Annotated in this window: 15 protein-coding genes; 6 read left to right on the plus strand and 9 right to left on the minus strand. The window is 67.0% G+C overall.

Annotated features, from left to right (window positions below; all coding sequences use genetic code 11):
* Positions 1–156 precede the first annotated feature (156 nt).
* Positions 157–1,485, plus strand: coding sequence for a LuxR C-terminal-related transcriptional regulator (locus AB0P21_RS40790; RefSeq protein WP_363704856.1), 1,329 nt, complete (start codon positions 157–159; stop codon positions 1,483–1,485).
* On the opposite strand, the gene AB0P21_RS40795 is transcribed toward AB0P21_RS40790, so the two are convergent.
* From AB0P21_RS40795 to AB0P21_RS40830, 8 genes are all read right to left on the minus strand, one after another.
* On the minus strand, positions 1,467–2,633 hold the full coding sequence (locus AB0P21_RS40795) for a helix-turn-helix transcriptional regulator (RefSeq protein WP_363704857.1): 1,167 nt from the start codon (positions 2,631–2,633) through the stop codon (positions 1,467–1,469). The two genes, AB0P21_RS40790 and AB0P21_RS40795, sit on opposite strands and share 19 nt — an antisense overlap.
* Positions 2,634–2,763: 130 nt before the next feature.
* A complete protein-coding gene (locus AB0P21_RS40800) occupies positions 2,764–4,071 on the minus strand; it encodes an ABC transporter substrate-binding protein (RefSeq protein ID WP_363704859.1) in 1,308 nt (435 codons plus the stop codon).
* A gap of 116 nt (positions 4,072–4,187) precedes the next feature.
* The gene (locus AB0P21_RS40805; RefSeq protein WP_363704861.1) at positions 4,188–5,381 is read right to left on the minus strand and encodes a cytochrome P450; all 1,194 of its coding nucleotides are present in this window, start codon (positions 5,379–5,381) and stop codon (positions 4,188–4,190) included.
* The gene (locus AB0P21_RS40810; protein WP_363704863.1) at positions 5,378–6,451 is read right to left on the minus strand and encodes a fatty acid desaturase; all 1,074 of its coding nucleotides are present in this window, start codon (positions 6,449–6,451) and stop codon (positions 5,378–5,380) included. Before AB0P21_RS40810 ends, AB0P21_RS40805 begins: the two co-directional genes overlap by 4 nt.
* Positions 6,448–6,735, minus strand: a complete 288-nt coding sequence (locus AB0P21_RS40815) for an acyl carrier protein (protein WP_363704865.1) — start codon at positions 6,733–6,735, stop codon at positions 6,448–6,450. Before AB0P21_RS40815 ends, AB0P21_RS40810 begins: the two co-directional genes overlap by 4 nt.
* Position 6,736: 1 nt before the next feature.
* Positions 6,737–7,669: an acyl-CoA desaturase gene (locus AB0P21_RS40820; protein ID WP_363704867.1), complete on the minus strand. Its 933-nt coding sequence runs from the start codon at positions 7,667–7,669 to the stop codon at positions 6,737–6,739.
* Positions 7,670–7,682: 13 nt separating this feature from the next.
* Positions 7,683–8,534 (minus strand): acyl-CoA desaturase, encoded by an 852-nt coding sequence (locus AB0P21_RS40825; protein WP_363704869.1) that lies wholly within the window; start codon positions 8,532–8,534, stop codon positions 7,683–7,685.
* The gene (locus AB0P21_RS40830) at positions 8,534–10,129 is read right to left on the minus strand and encodes a fatty acyl-AMP ligase (protein WP_363704871.1); all 1,596 of its coding nucleotides are present in this window, start codon (positions 10,127–10,129) and stop codon (positions 8,534–8,536) included. Before AB0P21_RS40830 ends, AB0P21_RS40825 begins: the two co-directional genes overlap by 1 nt.
* A gap of 192 nt (positions 10,130–10,321) precedes the next feature.
* On the opposite strand from AB0P21_RS40830, the gene AB0P21_RS40835 reads away from it, so the two are divergent.
* The 3 genes from AB0P21_RS40835 to AB0P21_RS40845 are packed head-to-tail and all read left to right on the plus strand — an operon-like array spanning position 10,322 to position 11,256.
* Positions 10,322–10,738, plus strand: a complete 417-nt coding sequence (locus AB0P21_RS40835) for a CoA pyrophosphatase (RefSeq protein ID WP_363704967.1) — start codon at positions 10,322–10,324, stop codon at positions 10,736–10,738.
* 12 nt (positions 10,739–10,750) lie between these two features.
* Positions 10,751–10,906 (plus strand): hypothetical protein, encoded by a 156-nt coding sequence (locus AB0P21_RS40840; protein WP_363704873.1) that lies wholly within the window; start codon positions 10,751–10,753, stop codon positions 10,904–10,906.
* A complete protein-coding gene (locus AB0P21_RS40845) occupies positions 10,903–11,256 on the plus strand; it encodes a hypothetical protein (protein ID WP_363704875.1) in 354 nt (117 codons plus the stop codon). Before AB0P21_RS40840 ends, AB0P21_RS40845 begins: the two co-directional genes overlap by 4 nt.
* Before the next feature lie 701 nt (positions 11,257–11,957).
* Here AB0P21_RS40845 and AB0P21_RS40850 read toward each other — a convergent pair.
* Positions 11,958–12,797: a chitosanase gene (locus AB0P21_RS40850; RefSeq protein ID WP_363704877.1), complete on the minus strand. Its 840-nt coding sequence runs from the start codon at positions 12,795–12,797 to the stop codon at positions 11,958–11,960.
* A gap of 534 nt (positions 12,798–13,331) precedes the next feature.
* Here AB0P21_RS40850 and AB0P21_RS40855 point away from each other — a divergent pair.
* Positions 13,332–13,652, plus strand: coding sequence for a hypothetical protein (locus AB0P21_RS40855; RefSeq protein ID WP_363704879.1), 321 nt, complete (start codon positions 13,332–13,334; stop codon positions 13,650–13,652).
* Positions 13,653–13,824: 172 nt separating this feature from the next.
* Positions 13,825–15,087, plus strand: a complete 1,263-nt coding sequence (locus tag AB0P21_RS40860; protein WP_363704881.1) for a family 16 glycosylhydrolase — start codon at positions 13,825–13,827, stop codon at positions 15,085–15,087.
* Positions 15,088–15,561: the final 474 nt, after the last annotated feature.

The following is a 15,561-nucleotide window of genomic DNA, read 5'->3' on the forward strand; positions in this document are numbered from 1 at the left end:
ATCGCAACAAATCGCGTCGGATGAGCGCAGGAGAGGTCACGGCAAAAGTTCTACGGAGCATGAAAATGTCTGTGGCAGCACCGCAGTGCATTTGTCGATGAATCGGGAAACAATGGTGGTGAAGATGCTTGGTGCCATCTCGGAGAGCTGGAGTTGATGTCACACCAACTGGGGCGCCGGCAGGCGATTGTCTGGGCGGGCGTGGACCCGGCCAGGATCCGGCCGGAGGATCTCGAGCAACTGGTCTACGTCGGTGGTGATCTCGGGCCGGCCGGCCGGGCGGGCGAAGTGGACGACCAGGCCGCGAAGATGCTGTTCGCGTTGCTGAAGGCCAACCAGGGCCGCCGCCGCGCGATGGTGATCGAGGTCGCCGGCGGCGTACTCGACAACGCCGCCCGGACCGACGCCAAGACGATCTGGCGCGCGCTGCTGGCACTGGTCTGCGCCGACGAACTGCGAAAAGCGGAGCTGTACTGCCAACGCCTGACTCTGTCCACCGACCTGATGGTCAGGGCGGCCGCTGAGGTCATGCTGGCCCGGGTCTACGCCCGGGCAGGCCGGAGCAGCCAGGCGGTCGACCTGCTGCTGCCGCTGATCCGGAATCAGCTACCGCGGCGGCTGGAACCGCTTGCCATCGCCTGGCTGGCCTCGGCGCTGGTCGACCTCGGCGAGCTGGAGCAGGCCACCGGACTGTTGCGCGACTGGCGCTACGACGGCCAGCTGGACCTTGCTCACGGCCGGGCCGAGTTGCTCGCGTCGCGCGGAGTCCTCCAGTTGGCCACCGGCCGGTTCGATGCAGCCTACGAGGACTTCTGCGCCAGCGGTCGCGAACTGACCGACTGGGCCGTCATCAACCCAGGCGTGGTGCCGTGGCGATCGCTCGCCGCCCTGTGCGCCCACATGACAGGGCGGGACCTGCTGGCCCGCGCGCTCGCGCAGGACGACCTGGCAGCGAGCCGGACCTGGGGTGCGGCCCGAACGGTCGGCTTCGCCCATCAGATGTCCGCTCGAGTGATCGAGGACGAGAGCAGCCGACTGGCAACGCTGCGCGAAGCGGAATCGAACCTGGCCGGCAGCGGCGCGCTCCTCGACCTCGTCCGGACCCGCTACGACCTGGCGGTTGTACTGGCCGGACAGGGCGATGACGTCCTGGCTGCCGAGGAGCTGAACCTGGCACAAGGTGACGCCGCGGCCATCGGCAACCAGTTGTGGAACGGCAGAATCACCACGGCCCTCGCTCAGCTGGACTCCAGTTCGAGCTCAGGACGGCTCTCCCGGCAGGAGGCGGCAGTGGCGCGCGAGGTACAACCCGGCCGGACCAACCGGGAGATCGCCGAGCGGATGCACCTGACCGTCCGGACGATCGAGTTCCACCTGTCCTCGGTCTACCGCAAGCTCGGCATCACCGGCCGGAGCGAACTGCGTCAGGCGATGATCCTGACCCACGACGGCAGCCGGGCCCGCCTTCAGCCGATCGTCTGGTAGAGCTCCTGGCGGCCGGAGATCCCCAGTCGGCGATAGGTCGCCGACAGGTGGAACTCCACCGCCCGGACCGACAACTGCAGCTGGTGGGCGATGTCCTGGTTGGTCGAGCCGGATCGTGCCAGGGTTGCCACCCGCCACTGCTGCTTGGTCAGCCGGCACGGGGGACGCCGCCTGCTCAGCTGGTCCAGTGCCACATCGACACGGCTTTTCCACTGGACCCTGCCGTCCTCGGCGGCGATCTCCGCTGCCCGGTGCAGCCGTTGCCGGCCAGCCGGCAGATCTCCGGTGGACACGAACACCTTTGCCGCGCCGTACAGCACCTCGGTCAGTTCGGTACGGGCACCGGCGACCTCCAGCAACTCGATGGCTTCGGCCAGGCGTCCAGGCGTCTGCTCGTCGGCACTGACGAGCGCATCGACGTGCAGTGCCCAGCCCAGATCCGGCAACGCACCCCATCCCTGAGCCAGGGACAACTCCTCGGTGGCCAGAACCCTGGAGGTGTCGGCCCGGTCGTGGATGAAAGCGAGCGCCGCGTGCGACCGCCAGCGGGCAACCGCCGGGTTGACGACTCCCCGGTTGACCAGTTCACGGCCGCCGTCCAGCAGATCGACCACCGCGGCGCTCGGGCTGTCCAGTGCCAGCCGCACCCTCCCGCGTGCCACCAGCAGCAGCGATCGTCCTGGCACCCGGGGCGACACCGGTCCGTCGAGTCGCATCGACCGCAGCAGCGCATCGGCAGCGCAAGGTTCACCGAGGTCGAGCAGCGTCTCGATGGTCCAAGCAGCCCGTACGCCGGCCAGCGGGTCGACACCTCGCGGAGCCTCCAACGCCTCGAAGCGGGCCAGAGCCTCCGTCGGACGCCCTTGCAGATAGCGCACTCTGGCCTGGACCAGAGAGGTCACCTGGCCGGAGAGCGAGGATCGAGGGGCGACGGGATTCGTTGCCAGTCGATGACAGTGCTCGTCGGCGCGCAGCAGATCGCCAGCGCTGAGCAACGTGAACAACGATCGCCACAACAGCCGCGGCGAGTCTGTCCCGTCACCACTGGCGAGTACGCAGACTGCACGGCAGACGGCCGTCTCGCGATCGCGGCCGGTCCGGAGCAGCAACCACCCCTGATCCGACAAAGCCTCCACCTCGGCGCTCATCACGACACCTCACCTCACTGTCACGACGCGGGGCGGCGTCGGTTCGACAATGCGCTCGGACGACAGCTGCCGTCAAATCCGCGCGGCCGGGTCGGTGAAACCCTAGAGAACTACCGAAGATTGCCTGTGGTCAACTCGGGGTCCTGGTGATTCGGGCTCGTTTGTCGGCTTCTTTCAATGCCTGCCGCCAAGCCGCTGCCGGAGTCTGTTTGCGCTCGTCGACCCGCTCGAGTGCCGCGGCGAACACCTGGTTGATCTCACCGTCACGCGGCCCCTTGTGTTGTTTCAGAAACACGTTCCGGGCGCGCTCGATATAGATCTTCCCGACCGGGGCATGATTGAAGTACTCGTTGACCTGGCTCCGTACCTGCTCGTCGTTGTAGGCGTCCACCGTGGACGGGAACGAACCGAGCTTCTTGAACACCTTGATCTGCTGCTCGGGTGCGGTCAGCCACGCGGCCAGAGCCGCCGCCTCGCCCGACTGGCCGGACTGTTTGGGCACGGTCAGGAAGGAACCGCCCCAGTTCCCACCTCCACCAGGGAACACGTCCGCGACGTCCCACTTGCCGTTGCCGAACCGGCCGGCTCGTTCCTGGATCTGTCCCAGCAGCCATCCCGGGCACGCCATGGTCGCGAAGGCGTCAGTGCGGAAGGCCTTGCTCCAGTTGTCGCTCCAGGCCGGCAGCCGCGCGGACAGACCGTCCTGCGAACCCGCGGCGATCTGCCCCCAGACCTGCTTCAGCCGAGCGTTCTCGGCGCCGATGTAGCGGTCCTGATTGGAGTAGTAGGCCTCAGCCAACTGGTTGCGCATCGCGTCCCAGATCAGCACCGACGAGTCGTACCAGGCCGAGCCGGGCACTTTCGCCCGGAACTTACGGCCGGTCGCGAAGTACGCGTTCCAGTCGGTGAACAGCTTGGCCACCTCCCGCCGGTCGGTCGGCAGACCGGCCTTCGCGAACAGATCCCGCCGATAGCACATCGCCTCCGGGCCGATGTCGGTGCCGTAGCCGATGATCCGGCCGTCCGACGCGGTGGCGCCGGCGACTTTCCAGTCCAGCCATCGAGCCGTGAGATCGTTCGCGCCGTGGTCGCGCAGATCGACGAACTTGTCCGCCTGGGCCAGGTACTTGTAGATCCAGCCGATCTCCATCGCCTCGATGTCGGCCAGCCCGGACCCGGAGGCGAGGTTGGTGTCGAGGTTCTTCACGTGCTCGTCGACGGTCTCCGACCGGCGGGGCGTGATCTTGATCCCGGGATGCAGCCGCTCGTACTCCGCGTACAGGTCCTCGTAGCCGAAGTCGTTGAAGGTCGCGATGATCAGGTCGACCGGCTGCTCGTCCGGCTGGCCCTGCACGATCTGACTGCAGCCGGACAGCACCACAGTCACGACGAGTCCGAGGACGACGGCACAGCGTGAACGGCGGTGACTCAGCCGCATGAATGACTCCCCTGGTCACTGAGGCCGGCGCGCGAGGAGCTCGCGGCCACTTGACCATTGGTCAAGTGGTATGAGTTTCGTGGTCTGTAAGGTCTGTGTCAAGGACTACCGGTGACCTATCGGAGAGTTACCTCGAATCGCATCAGCCCACGCTGCACCAGCTGAGCCCGGTACTCCGGTTCGCCCACCTGCCGCACACCTGGGAAAGCCTGGAACAGGGCAGCAACGGCCACCTCTGTCTGCATCCGTGCCAACGCGGCCCCGAGGCAGTAGTGCAGTCCGAGCCCGAAAGCGATCGGCTGGTTGTCCGCCCGGCCCACGTCGAACCGGGCCGGATCGGGAAACCGCCGAGCGTCCCGGTTGGCCGCCGCCAGGACGAGCAGCACCCGGGATCCTGCCCGGAGTGAGTGACCGGCCAGGTCCAGATCGGTTGCCGCGATCCGGGTCAGGGCGTGGATCGGCGGCTCGTGCCGCAGTACTTCCTGAACGAAGGCAGGCGTCGTGTCCTGGTCGAGTGCCGCCCTCTCCCGGACAGCCAGCCTGACCACGTTGCCCAGCAGGTCGCTGGGTGTCTGGGCGCCGGCGATCAGGAACATCACCAGGCCCGCGACCAGCTCCTCCTCGCTGATCGAGCCGGTGGCGTCCCGGTCCCGCACCATCGAGCTGGCCAGGTCATCGCCCGGGTGTTCGCGTTTGTGCCGGACCAGCTCGGTCAGGTAGTCGGTCAGGACGTCCATTCCGGCATCGCCCGGCCGAAGCTCGTCGAGCTCCAGGATCGGCTCGAACGCCGTCGTACAGGCCGTGATGGCCGGCCGGAGCGCACGGGCGTCGTCGATCGGGATGCCGAGCAACTCCGCTGTCACCGTGATCGGCAACCGGAAGGTGTACTCCCCGACCAGGTCCACCGGGCCGGACGGGTCGAGCCGGCCGACCAGGTCGGCGGCGATCCGCTCGACCCGCGGCTTCAGCGCGTCCACGCTCTTGGTGGAGTACGCCGCCCGGGAGAATCTCCGCAGCCGTTCGTGATCCGGTTCGTTGCTGAACATCATGATCTTGGTGAAGCACTGCCACGACGAGTGCTCGAGCATCCCGGTCCGGGTGTGCACCGCCGCGTCGGTGACCAGCAGCCGCTGGTCCCGCAGTGCCGCGGCGCACTCTTCGTAACCGAGCACGAGAGTCAGGTCAGGACCGAGCGACTGGACCTGTCCGAGTTCGCGCAGGGCCTCGTACAGCGGATAGGGATCGCGCTTGCCTTCGGGCGTGAACATCGCCGCCAGGGCCTCACTCGGACCGATCGCCGGTGCCGTCACAGGCGTTTCCCTTCCGGTCCGGTGCCCGGCGCCACCGGAGTACCGGAGAAGTGGGCGTAGAAACCGGAGTTCTCGTCGTACAGGTGCAGGTTGCGCAGGATCTGCCACAGGCCGCGCAGGCTGACCTTGTCCTCCCGCACCATCCCGGGGTGGGCCCGCTTGAGCGCGGCCTGGGCCTGCGGCAGGTTGTAGAACGGTACGGCCGGAGCGACATGGTGCGCGGTGTGCACCGAGATGTTGTGGGTCAGCAGGGAAAGCACCCGGGGATAGGTGTAATCCGTTGTCATCAGCAACCTTCCCGCGTTCCGGGTCCAGTACTCCGAGGTCAGGTACGGCACGTCCGACGCGCTGTGGTGCATCAGGGTGGTGGCGCTGAACCAGAGGTGGATCATCAGCCACGGCACGGCGAAGTACACCACCAGACCGGGTACTCCGGTCAGCCACACCAGCGCGGCGAGCCAGCCGATCCCAAGCGGAGCCGTGACGGCGATCGAGCGCCGGACGTCGCTGCGCATGGACGCCTTGGGAAAGAACCCCGGGCGGAAGCCGGAGACCAGCCAGTACCGGATCGTGCCTCCCCAGAAGGCCCAGGTACGCGTGGCCGCGTAGAGAACTCGTTGCGGGCGCGGCATCCGGTCGTACAGACCGGCCGGCACCGGCCGCCAGTCCGTGTCGAGCTCGAGGTTGTTGGTGTGTGCGTGGTGCATGTTGTGCACATGGCGCCAGGAGTGGAACGGGTAGAGCAGCGGCAGCAGCGAGAGACTCGCGACGGTCACATTGAGCCGGCGTGACCTGGAGAACGACCCGTGACCGCAGTCGTGGGCGATGCAGTGCAGGCCCCAGCCACCGAGCCCGGCGAGAATCCACAGCGGCGGGTACAGCCAGGCAGTCGGCGCCCAGACGAGACCTGCCACGGCGCCGGCGTACACGGCCCAGCTCAATGCGAAGCCGAGCAGACCGCGAGCCGTTCGCGGCTCGAAGTACTCGCGTGGGATCGACTCGGTGAGCTTGCGACCTTCGAGTTCACGGGACTTGCGCAGGAAGGCCTCGAGCGCCGGCTCAGCGGTCATCTCGGTTCCGAGGTGACGTTCAGGTGCCGCACCAGAGCGTCGATCGACGAGTGCTGGTAGAGCAGAGCCGGTGACAACCGCCGCTCGACCACCTTCTCCAGCTTGCCGGACAGCTGGATCGCCGCCCGGGAGTCGAGTCCGTAGTCCTCGAACGGCCGGCCGGGATCGATCTCCTCCGGCGAGACCTCCAGCCGGGCAGCAACGAAAGCGACCAGCCACTCCCGTAGCCCTGCCTCGGTGACAGGTGCCGGTGGCAACGGAATGTCGTGGGTCCGGTTGAACATCTCACTCCTTCGGACGGCGACGGCGGGCGATCGCCGCCGCATCGGGTTCGCGCAGGTCCCAAACGACTCCGAGCCGGCCGAGGCCGGCGATCAGTACGCCGCTCAGATCCGGCTCCCACCAGCGCACCGCGTGCCGGAACGACCGCGGGAACGCGTGGTGGTTGTTCTGCAGACCTTCACCGAAGGTGAGCAGGGCGACGAGCCAGTTGTTGGCACTGTGATCCTTGTTGTCGAACGGCCGGCGGCCGAACGCGTGGCAGATCGAACCGACACACCAGGCCGCCTGGTTGGCGACGAAGATCCGGGCCAGGCCGCCGAACACGAGGCCAGTCAGCGCCGAACGTGGCGATCCGCCGATGACTCCGCCGAGTGCGGCCGGCAGCGCCAGGCCCAGCAGGACCCAGGCGGGATACAGCTGGTGGTGGCGGACCAGCCTTCGATCGTCGAGAACATCAGGCGCGAACACCGACCACTTCGAGTTCTCCTCGCTGAGCATCCACGGCATGTGCGCGTACCAGAGTCCGTGCAGCCGTTGCCTCAGCGCCCAGCCGTGCAGGTTCGGCGAGTGCGGGTCGCCCTCACGGTCGGAGAACTGGTGGTGCCGGCGGTGCGTTGCCACCCAGAACAGCAACGGCCCCTGAGCCGCCATCGACCCGGTGATCATCAAAAGGTCGGAGAACCAGCGTGACGTTCTGAACGCTTTGTGGGCGAGGTAGCGGTGCAGGCCGACCGTGACGCCGACGAAGTGCACGCAGTACATGCTGACGAGCAGTGCGAGGTCGGTGCGGGTGACCTGTCCGGTAACGACCAGCCAGCAAGCGACCGCTGTACCGATCAGGGGCAGTGTCATCGTCGTCAGCGCCGAGAACCGCTTGATCCGCAGGCCCGCTGGATCGAGCTTCACGATGCCCTGCGAGGCGGCTGCCAGAGGCATGCTCGATCTCCTTTCAGTTGCTCGTGGTTCGGTCCGGGTAGCGCACTTCGGAGACCAGGCCGGTCCGGTCCAGCAGCCTGATCACCGTGCCGGCCGGGTCAAGTTGCCAGAAGCTCTGCCGGTTGTGCGCCAGCGCGGGCTGGGCGTGGTGGTTGTTGTGCCAGGACCCACCGATCGACAGCGGCGCCAGTGGGGCGATGTTGTGGCTGCCGTCGCGGGTCTCGTGCGGTCGGCTGCCGACCAGATGACCGAAGGAGTTGACCGCCCAGGTGACGTGGTCGAGTACGAACATCCGGGCCAGGCCGCCCCAGAGCAGTCCTCCTACCGCCCCCTGGACATCGCTTGACCAGATGCCACCGGCGGTTGCCGGTAGGGCCAGGCCCAGCAGGACCCAGGCGCCGTAGTACCGGTCGATCGTCACCACTCGGCGGTCGTCGAGCAGATCGTGGACGAGCTTCGCCCAGTTGTCACGGCGAACTGTGAACAACCAGCCGACGTGCCCGTGCCACAGACCTCGCAGTACGGCGTAGCGGCCGGTGCCGATCGGCTGTGGTGAGTGCGGATCACCGTCGCGGTCGGCGAAGGCGTGGTGCCTGCGGTGGATCGACACCCAGAACAGGATCGGGCCCTGCGCGGCCATGCTGCCCGCGATGCCCAGGAAATAGGTCAGGACCGGCCCAGCCGAGTAGGAACGGTGGGAGAAGTACCGGTGAAGGCCGCCTTCCACCCCGAACGACGTGACCAGGTACATCACCAGGAACAGCACGACGTCTCGCCAGGACAGACCAGTGCGCGCGCTGAAGACGATCGCGGTCACGAAGCCCACGGTAGAGCCGCCGACGGTGAGCCAGGCCAGTTTTCGCATCAGCTCGCCACTCCCGCCAGGTAGCTGTCACGCGCCGGATTCCGGCGGACCTTACCGCTGGTCGTGACCGGAATCGCGCCGGCCGGCAGCAGCACGACATCGGCCGGCCGTACTCCGTGCAGCGTGGCGACCGTGGCGGTGATGGCGCTGACGAGCCGGGCCGCGTCTTCCACGTCACGGACCTCTGCCATCACCACGAGCTCTTCGGCGTCCTGGGTCATGATGCCGAAGGCGACGGCCCGGCGTACGGGCGGATGGTTGCGCAGCACCGACTCCTCGACGTCCTGCGGATAGAGGTTGCGCCCGGCAACGATCATCAGATCGCTGGCTCGGCCGGTGACGAACAGTTCACCGTTCCGCAGACACCCCAGGTCGCCGGTCCGCAACCAGCCGTCCGCGCCGAACGTCCGCCTGGTCAGCTCGGGACGCCCGTGATAGCCGGTCGCCACGTTCGGTCCGCGAACCCGGATCTCGCCGATCTCGCCATCGGGCAGCGGCGCTCCTGATTCGTCGGTCACCGCCAGTTCATGGCCGATCGCCACCGTGCCGCAGCTGACCACCTCGCCGTTCGGCGCCAGCGTGATTTCGCTTCCGGCGGCCTTCCCGGTGACGAACAGTGTTGCCTCAGCCAGGCCATAGCAGGGAATCAGGCTGCGTTCGTCGTAGCCGGCGGGAGTGAACCTCTCGCGAAAGGCAGTCAACGTGGCAGCGGAGACCGGCTCAGAGCCGCAGAACACCTGACGCAGACTGGACAGGTCGAGCGCGACGACCTCCTCGTCGGTGACGTGTTCCGCGCACAGCGCGAAGGCGAAGTTCGGTGCGACGGTGATCGTCACCTCGAACTCGGTGATCGCTCGCAACCACCGGGTGGGATCCTGGACGAAGTGCTCCGGCGTCATCATCACCAGCGGCCAGCCGCCGTGCACGGCCAGCATGATCGTCCCGATCAGTCCCATGTCGTGGTACGGCGGAAGCCAGGACAGACCAACCCGATCGGCCTCCGTCCCGATGTGGTGGCCGAGCACCACGCAGTTGCTGATCAGGTTCGCGTGCGTCAGCAGGACGCCTTTCGGTTCGCCGGTGGAACCCGAGCTGTACTGGATCATCGCCGGATCGGCGGCCTGCACTTCGTCGGTGTGGCCGGTCCCACTGGTGTCGAGTACGCACCAGGTCGCGGCAGGTACGGCGGCGAGCGCCGACGCGCAGTGCAGCGCTCGCCCTCGCAGGTCCTCGTCGACGAGAATGGTGCCGGGCCGGCAGTCCTGCGCGATCGAACGCAGTCGCTCCGCGGTGCGCCGGTTCAGCGGCGGAGCCGTCGGCACGACCGTTGCCCCGGCCATCCATCCGCCGAAGAGCGCCGCCACGAAAGTCAGTCCCGGACGCAGTGCCAGCACGACCGGTTTCGTCGTACGGTCCTCCCTGCGCAGTCGAAGAGCCACCGCCCCGGCCCGGCTGAACAACTCGCCGTAGGTCCAGCTCTCCTGTTTCGAGGTCGACCCGTCCGGCAGGAAGACAAGCGCGAGCTGGTCAGGCTGCTCCAGCGCACGCAGCCGCAGCAGCTCCACGAGCGAGTCCGCACCTGACATCTCGGTCATGCGGACAGGATGCTCTCCAATGACCCAAAGGTAAACCCACTGTCCGGCAAAGGTCACCACCGATGGCCGTTCTGCAGGCGGAGTGTTAGGCACTGGTCACTGCCGGTACAGGCTTTCCAAGGGTTCTTGCTCTATCGCCGGTATTACCAGTTGACCCTTGACGGCAGGTGGTCAGAGCTGCGTTTGTCCGCGGTGCTGATCCTGCTTGCTCAAGGCCACGATGCCCTCGAGGTCGTCCTGACCGAACGCGCCGGCGGTCTGGCGCACGTCGGCCAGATCGCCTTCGCTGGTGGACATCTGCGTGCTGCCGACCAGGACGACCCGGTGCGAGCGGCGCTGCGCGAGGCGCAGGAGGAGATCGGCCTCGCCCTGGACGGCGTCCACATCGTGTCCGCGTTGCCCGCCATTCATCCTCCGGTCAGCAAAGAGGCCGTTGCCCCGGTGGTCGCCTGGTGGCGCGAACCTGTCGAGCTCACCGGCTCGACGGAGGTTGCCGCGATCCACGACGTCCCGCTGTCGCTATTTGCCGATTCCTCGGCGCGGGTCACCTTCCGCCACCCGTCCGGCTACACGGGGCCGGCTTTCACCGTCGACGACCTGTTCATCTGAGGATTCACCGCGATGGCGCTCGATGTTGTCCTGACCCTCGGTGGCTGGTCCCTCGAGTGGGACCGCTCCCGTCTCGTCGCCGTGCCGGATCGGCTGATCGCACCCGGATGGCAGGCCGAGCGAGCTGCCTGGCAGCGGACCCGAGAGATTTCCGCAGGCCTGCGATGAGGATCGGAATCCTCGACATCCTGGCGTTGCCGACCGCCCGGCCGATCGACAAGTTCTACCGGGCCACCCTGACCAGACAGTTCGCCAGCGTCACTCCTCAGGCCATCTCGGTCTTGTGCCGCCGGGCCGGCCACCAAACCTTCTACGCGACGTACTACGGCCTCGGCACTGCCCACCAACTACTGCCGGACGACCTGGACGTCGTCTTCATCGCCTCGTACACGCCAGCCTTCTCGCTCGACCGCACCCGATTCTTCGGTCTGGTGGTCCGCGAGTGCGACGAGGCACCGGTGACCGACATCCTCGACGAACAGTTCACCCCCGGCTCGATCGTCTCGAGCGACCGTTAAGCGTCCGGTCTCACCACGGCGCCGATGCTGGCCGGCGTCGGCTGCCCCTACACCTGTGACCTCTGTATCGACTGGAACAATCCCTACCGTCAGCCGTCCCCGGACCACCTGGCCGCGGACCTCGAATATCTGTCGATCCACGTTCCCAGAGCATTGATCGGATTCCACGATCCGAACTTCGCCGTCCGGTTCGATCCGGTCTTCGACGAGCACGTGCCCTACCTGCAGACGAACTTCATGTTCGGTCTGGACACCGACCGTGGGGAGGAGCCGGTCGAGTTGCTGAAGCACTTCATGGACGAGACCGATCCAAAGAAACGAAGGCGACGATCGGCAGCTATCGAACGATCCTGGACCGTCTGCGCGACGATCGGCAGTTGCGCGACTTCCACGACGGGGGCTCCGCCACCCTGCCGGAGTTCTACCACGCGCAGTACGAGCGAATGCTCGGGCCGTCTGCCGGACTGGTCAGCCGCGCGGACCGCGTGCCGGTGCTCGATCAGCCAACATTTCACAGTGGCCGACCGCAGGGATTCGGTGACTCCCACAGGTTTCCACCGTGATTGTTGCGTCCTTCGATCGTGCCACGGCAAGCTCGACCCGTGGTTGGCACTCCCCCTTCGCCGACCCCGCCGGATGACCCGGGCGGCGCGGCCTCACCCCCTTCCGGAACGCGCCACCCGGGTCCTTCGCACGATGGCTCAGGCCAAGTGGAAATCACGACGGCCGATCTGCCAGCACAGCGGTCGCTCGAGCTCCAGGTTTCCCTCGCCCAGCAACTCGCGCTGGACGGACTCCAGCCGGAACATTCCCGGCCTTGCCGGCAGCAGTCGGGTGACGCTGTGCCGGGAGTCGAGAAACGCAGTGAGATAACGGCATTCGTCCCCGCCGTCCGCGGGGGGTACGGCTGTCCTCCGCGCCTGGTCCCGGAGGGCCGCGAAACCCATCCAGCCGCCGCCCGCACCGTGCATCACCATCGCGTCGTAGTACACGAACTGTCCGAGCGCGCCCAGGCCGTCGGATCCGGCGAGTTCGGCTGCGGGCCGCAGGAACAACCTGTGGTGCTCCTCGTCCTGAGCCGCCCGGAACGCCGGGTCCGCAGCAGCCAGCTGCCAGTCCCGCCGGAAGCCGGCGCCGAGCTCGCCGAGTTGTTCCGTGCGCAGGGCGTCCAGATACTTCTCCAGAACGTTGCCGGGCTGGCGGTCGCAGTACAGCCGGACCAACTCGTACAGCACCCCGTCCCGCAGTGTGAATCCTGCGAGGCCCGCTCGGTACTCGTCGCCGTCTGGCGCGGCGATCATCGCGTACGTCGTCTGCCAGGCGGTAGAGCCGTTGACCAGGCTGGACACCATCGCCAGAACGTCCGGCCACGGATCCGGAGCATCGGACCCGTTGTCCTCGAGTCCGGTCGACCCGGCGGACAGGCCGTCGATCAACGGATCGTCCGGTGCCCCGAAGGCCTCTCTCGGTTCGGCAGCGATCGTCAGGGCCAGCAGTACCCCGGCCAGCACGGGGTCGGCGTCGATCACGGGGTCGGGCATCAGTGCGTGCCTCCAGATGGTCTGCGGAGGTGCCGGAAGTCCAGGAACCACACTTCGGGGGTCGAGTAGAGAATCCTGGACTTCCGGACTTGCCCCAGCGTGAGCAAGCACTGCAACTTTCGTGCACGCGAAACGCGTGGGCAACCCGGTGACGGCGGACTTCACACAGCCCGAACATCCGCACACGAAACCCGCGGAGCACCGCTGGCCTGATTTCCCAAGAATTGCGAAACACTACGGAGTATCCGCAGTAACAATCGGACTGGTGACATTTTGTGGTCAGCCCGTGTCGACCTGGCCACCCGTGCCGGGCAGGCCCAGCGGCGCACCGAGCTCCTTTCGGAGGCCGAGGTCGTCGTCGCCCACCGTAGGTGCTGGAGGCCTTCGGCAGCTCCGGCTCCGCCTACGGTCCCACCACAGATGTTCGGCACCGTCCCCGCCCCCACGGCCGGCGACTCTAGAGTCTGCAGAAATCCGCCCTTTGATTCCGGAGGTTTCATGAAGTCACCAGTGCGTATGTTGGCGATTTGCGGTGTGGTTCTGGCAGGTGCTGTCGGCTCCACCCTCGGTGCCGGCGCGACTCCCGGTCCTGCTGCCGGCCAGCGATCGGCCGCCGGCTGCGACGGGCACAACGCCGAGGTAGTCGCAACCAAGGTCGGCCCCGGGGGACCCCAGACCCTCCGCCAGTGTTTCGGATCCGGGGAGAGGCACCTGGAGGGGTGGTACACGAAGTACGTCAACTCAGGTGATCACCGGGTCCGCGTGTACCGCTACACCGGCGATACCGGGGTGGTGATCGCCCCGCACACCCATGCCGTCGTCGAATACCGGATTCGCGCGGTCCGCGTGCTCTGAGAAGCTCCGGCCACAGTTGCCTGATAGATTCCTGACGTCGCACCTCGATTTCCAGTGTTGACAGAAAGAATCATCGGCGAGAATGCTTCGGGCAGCGACCATCTCGAGGTCGTGGCATTCTCGCCCCCGGGCCGGCTCGCCTCGAACCGGCCCTGCCAGAAATGAGAACTCCATGAGGCTCACATCATCACCCCGGATCTGGACGGCAGCAGTGGTTGCCGCCGGCGCGGCCGTACTTGCCGCGGCAGTGATCCAAGGACCCGCCGATGCGGACGTCAACGCGCCCCAGGCCGTCGCGGGCACCGTCTGGGAGGACAACTTCGACGGACCGGCCGGTCAGGCACCGAACTCCGGCAAGTGGCGCTACGACCTCGGCGGTGGAGGGTGGGGCAACGCCGAGCGCCAGTACTACACCAACTCCACCCGCAACTCCGCCCTCGACGGCGCTGGGCACCTGGTGATCACGGCGCGCAGGGAGAGCGGTGGCAAGCAGTGCCACTACGGCACCTGCGAGTACACCTCGGCCCGGCTGCTCACCGCACAGACCTTCACGCAGAAGTACGGACGTTTCGAGGCCCGGCTGAAGCTGCCCCGTACCCAGGGCATCTGGCCGGCCTTCTGGATGCTCGGCGACGGCGGTCAGACCTGGCCGAACAACGGCGAGCTCGACATCATGGAGAACATCGGCCGGGAGCCCTCCACCGTGCACGGCACGATCCACGGCCCGGGGTACTCCGGCGGCGGTGGCATCGGTGGCGCCTACTCACTGCCCAACGGCGGAAAATTCTCTGACGGCTTCCACACGTTCACTGTCGACTGGGCACCGGACTCGATCACCTGGTACGTCGACGGCAAGCAGTACCAGCGCCGTACGCCGGCCGATCTCGGTGGACGCAACTGGGTCTTCAACCACCCGTTCTTCATGATCCTGAACGTCGCGGTCGGCGGCTCGTGGCCCGGCTATCCCGACGGCAGCACCCAGATGCCGCAGTCGATGACCGTCGACTACGTTCGCGTCTCCAGCCTCGGCTCCTCCGGAGGCGGCCAGCCAGGCGGCAGCGGCCAGCAGATCAACGGGATCGCAGGTAAGTGTCTCGACGTCGCCGGCTCCGGTACCACCAACGGCACCAAGGTCCAGATCTGGGACTGCAACGGCACCGGTGCGCAGAAGTGGATCCGCGCCGGCGACGGGACGATTCGTGCCCTCGGCAAGTGCCTGGACATCGCCAACTCGTCGACGGCGAACGGCGCCACCGTCCGGCTGTGGGACTGCAACGGGAGCCCTGGCCAGCAGTGGGCCTACAGCGGCGCCCAGGACATCGTGAACCCTGCCGCGGACAAGTGCCTCGACGTCGCGAACAACAGCTCCACCTCCGGCGCCCGGGTCCAACTCTGGCGCTGCGTGGGTACTCCCAACCAGAAGTGGCGGATGTAGACGCCCAGCCCGTCCTCAGCCTTCCACGTCGAACCGCGCCGCCAGCTCGGTCGCGAAACAGAGAACGATGGTCCCGTTGTCCAACGGAACCCGGCTCGCTGTGAATTCCGACCAGTCGACCCGGGCAGCGCGAACCCGCGCTGACCCGAGGTCGACTGTCACCGGCTCACAAGGAAGTCCATCGATCTCCTGCCAACACCGGCCGCCCACCGCGCATCGTCAACCTGCGGGCATCGCAAGACCCCGATCGGCGCGCCGAACCAGGCAGCCGCTTGGCCGGCCTCGATCGCCCTGGTCGGATAGGCATCCGGATCGGGAGCAGTTCGTGGCCTGTCCGTCCACGTCCGCAGCGCGGCGGTGCAGGACACCTGATAGTGCTCAGCGATGGCGCGAGCACGCTTCTTCTGAAGGGAATTCTCCCTCGGCACTCACGCTGCAAGGTCCCGAACCTGCTCTATATCCGAAACCCTGACA

It is taken from the genome of Kribbella sp. NPDC056861 (assembly GCF_040687575.1).
Taxonomy (GTDB): Bacteria; Actinomycetota; Actinomycetes; order Propionibacteriales; family Kribbellaceae; genus Kribbella.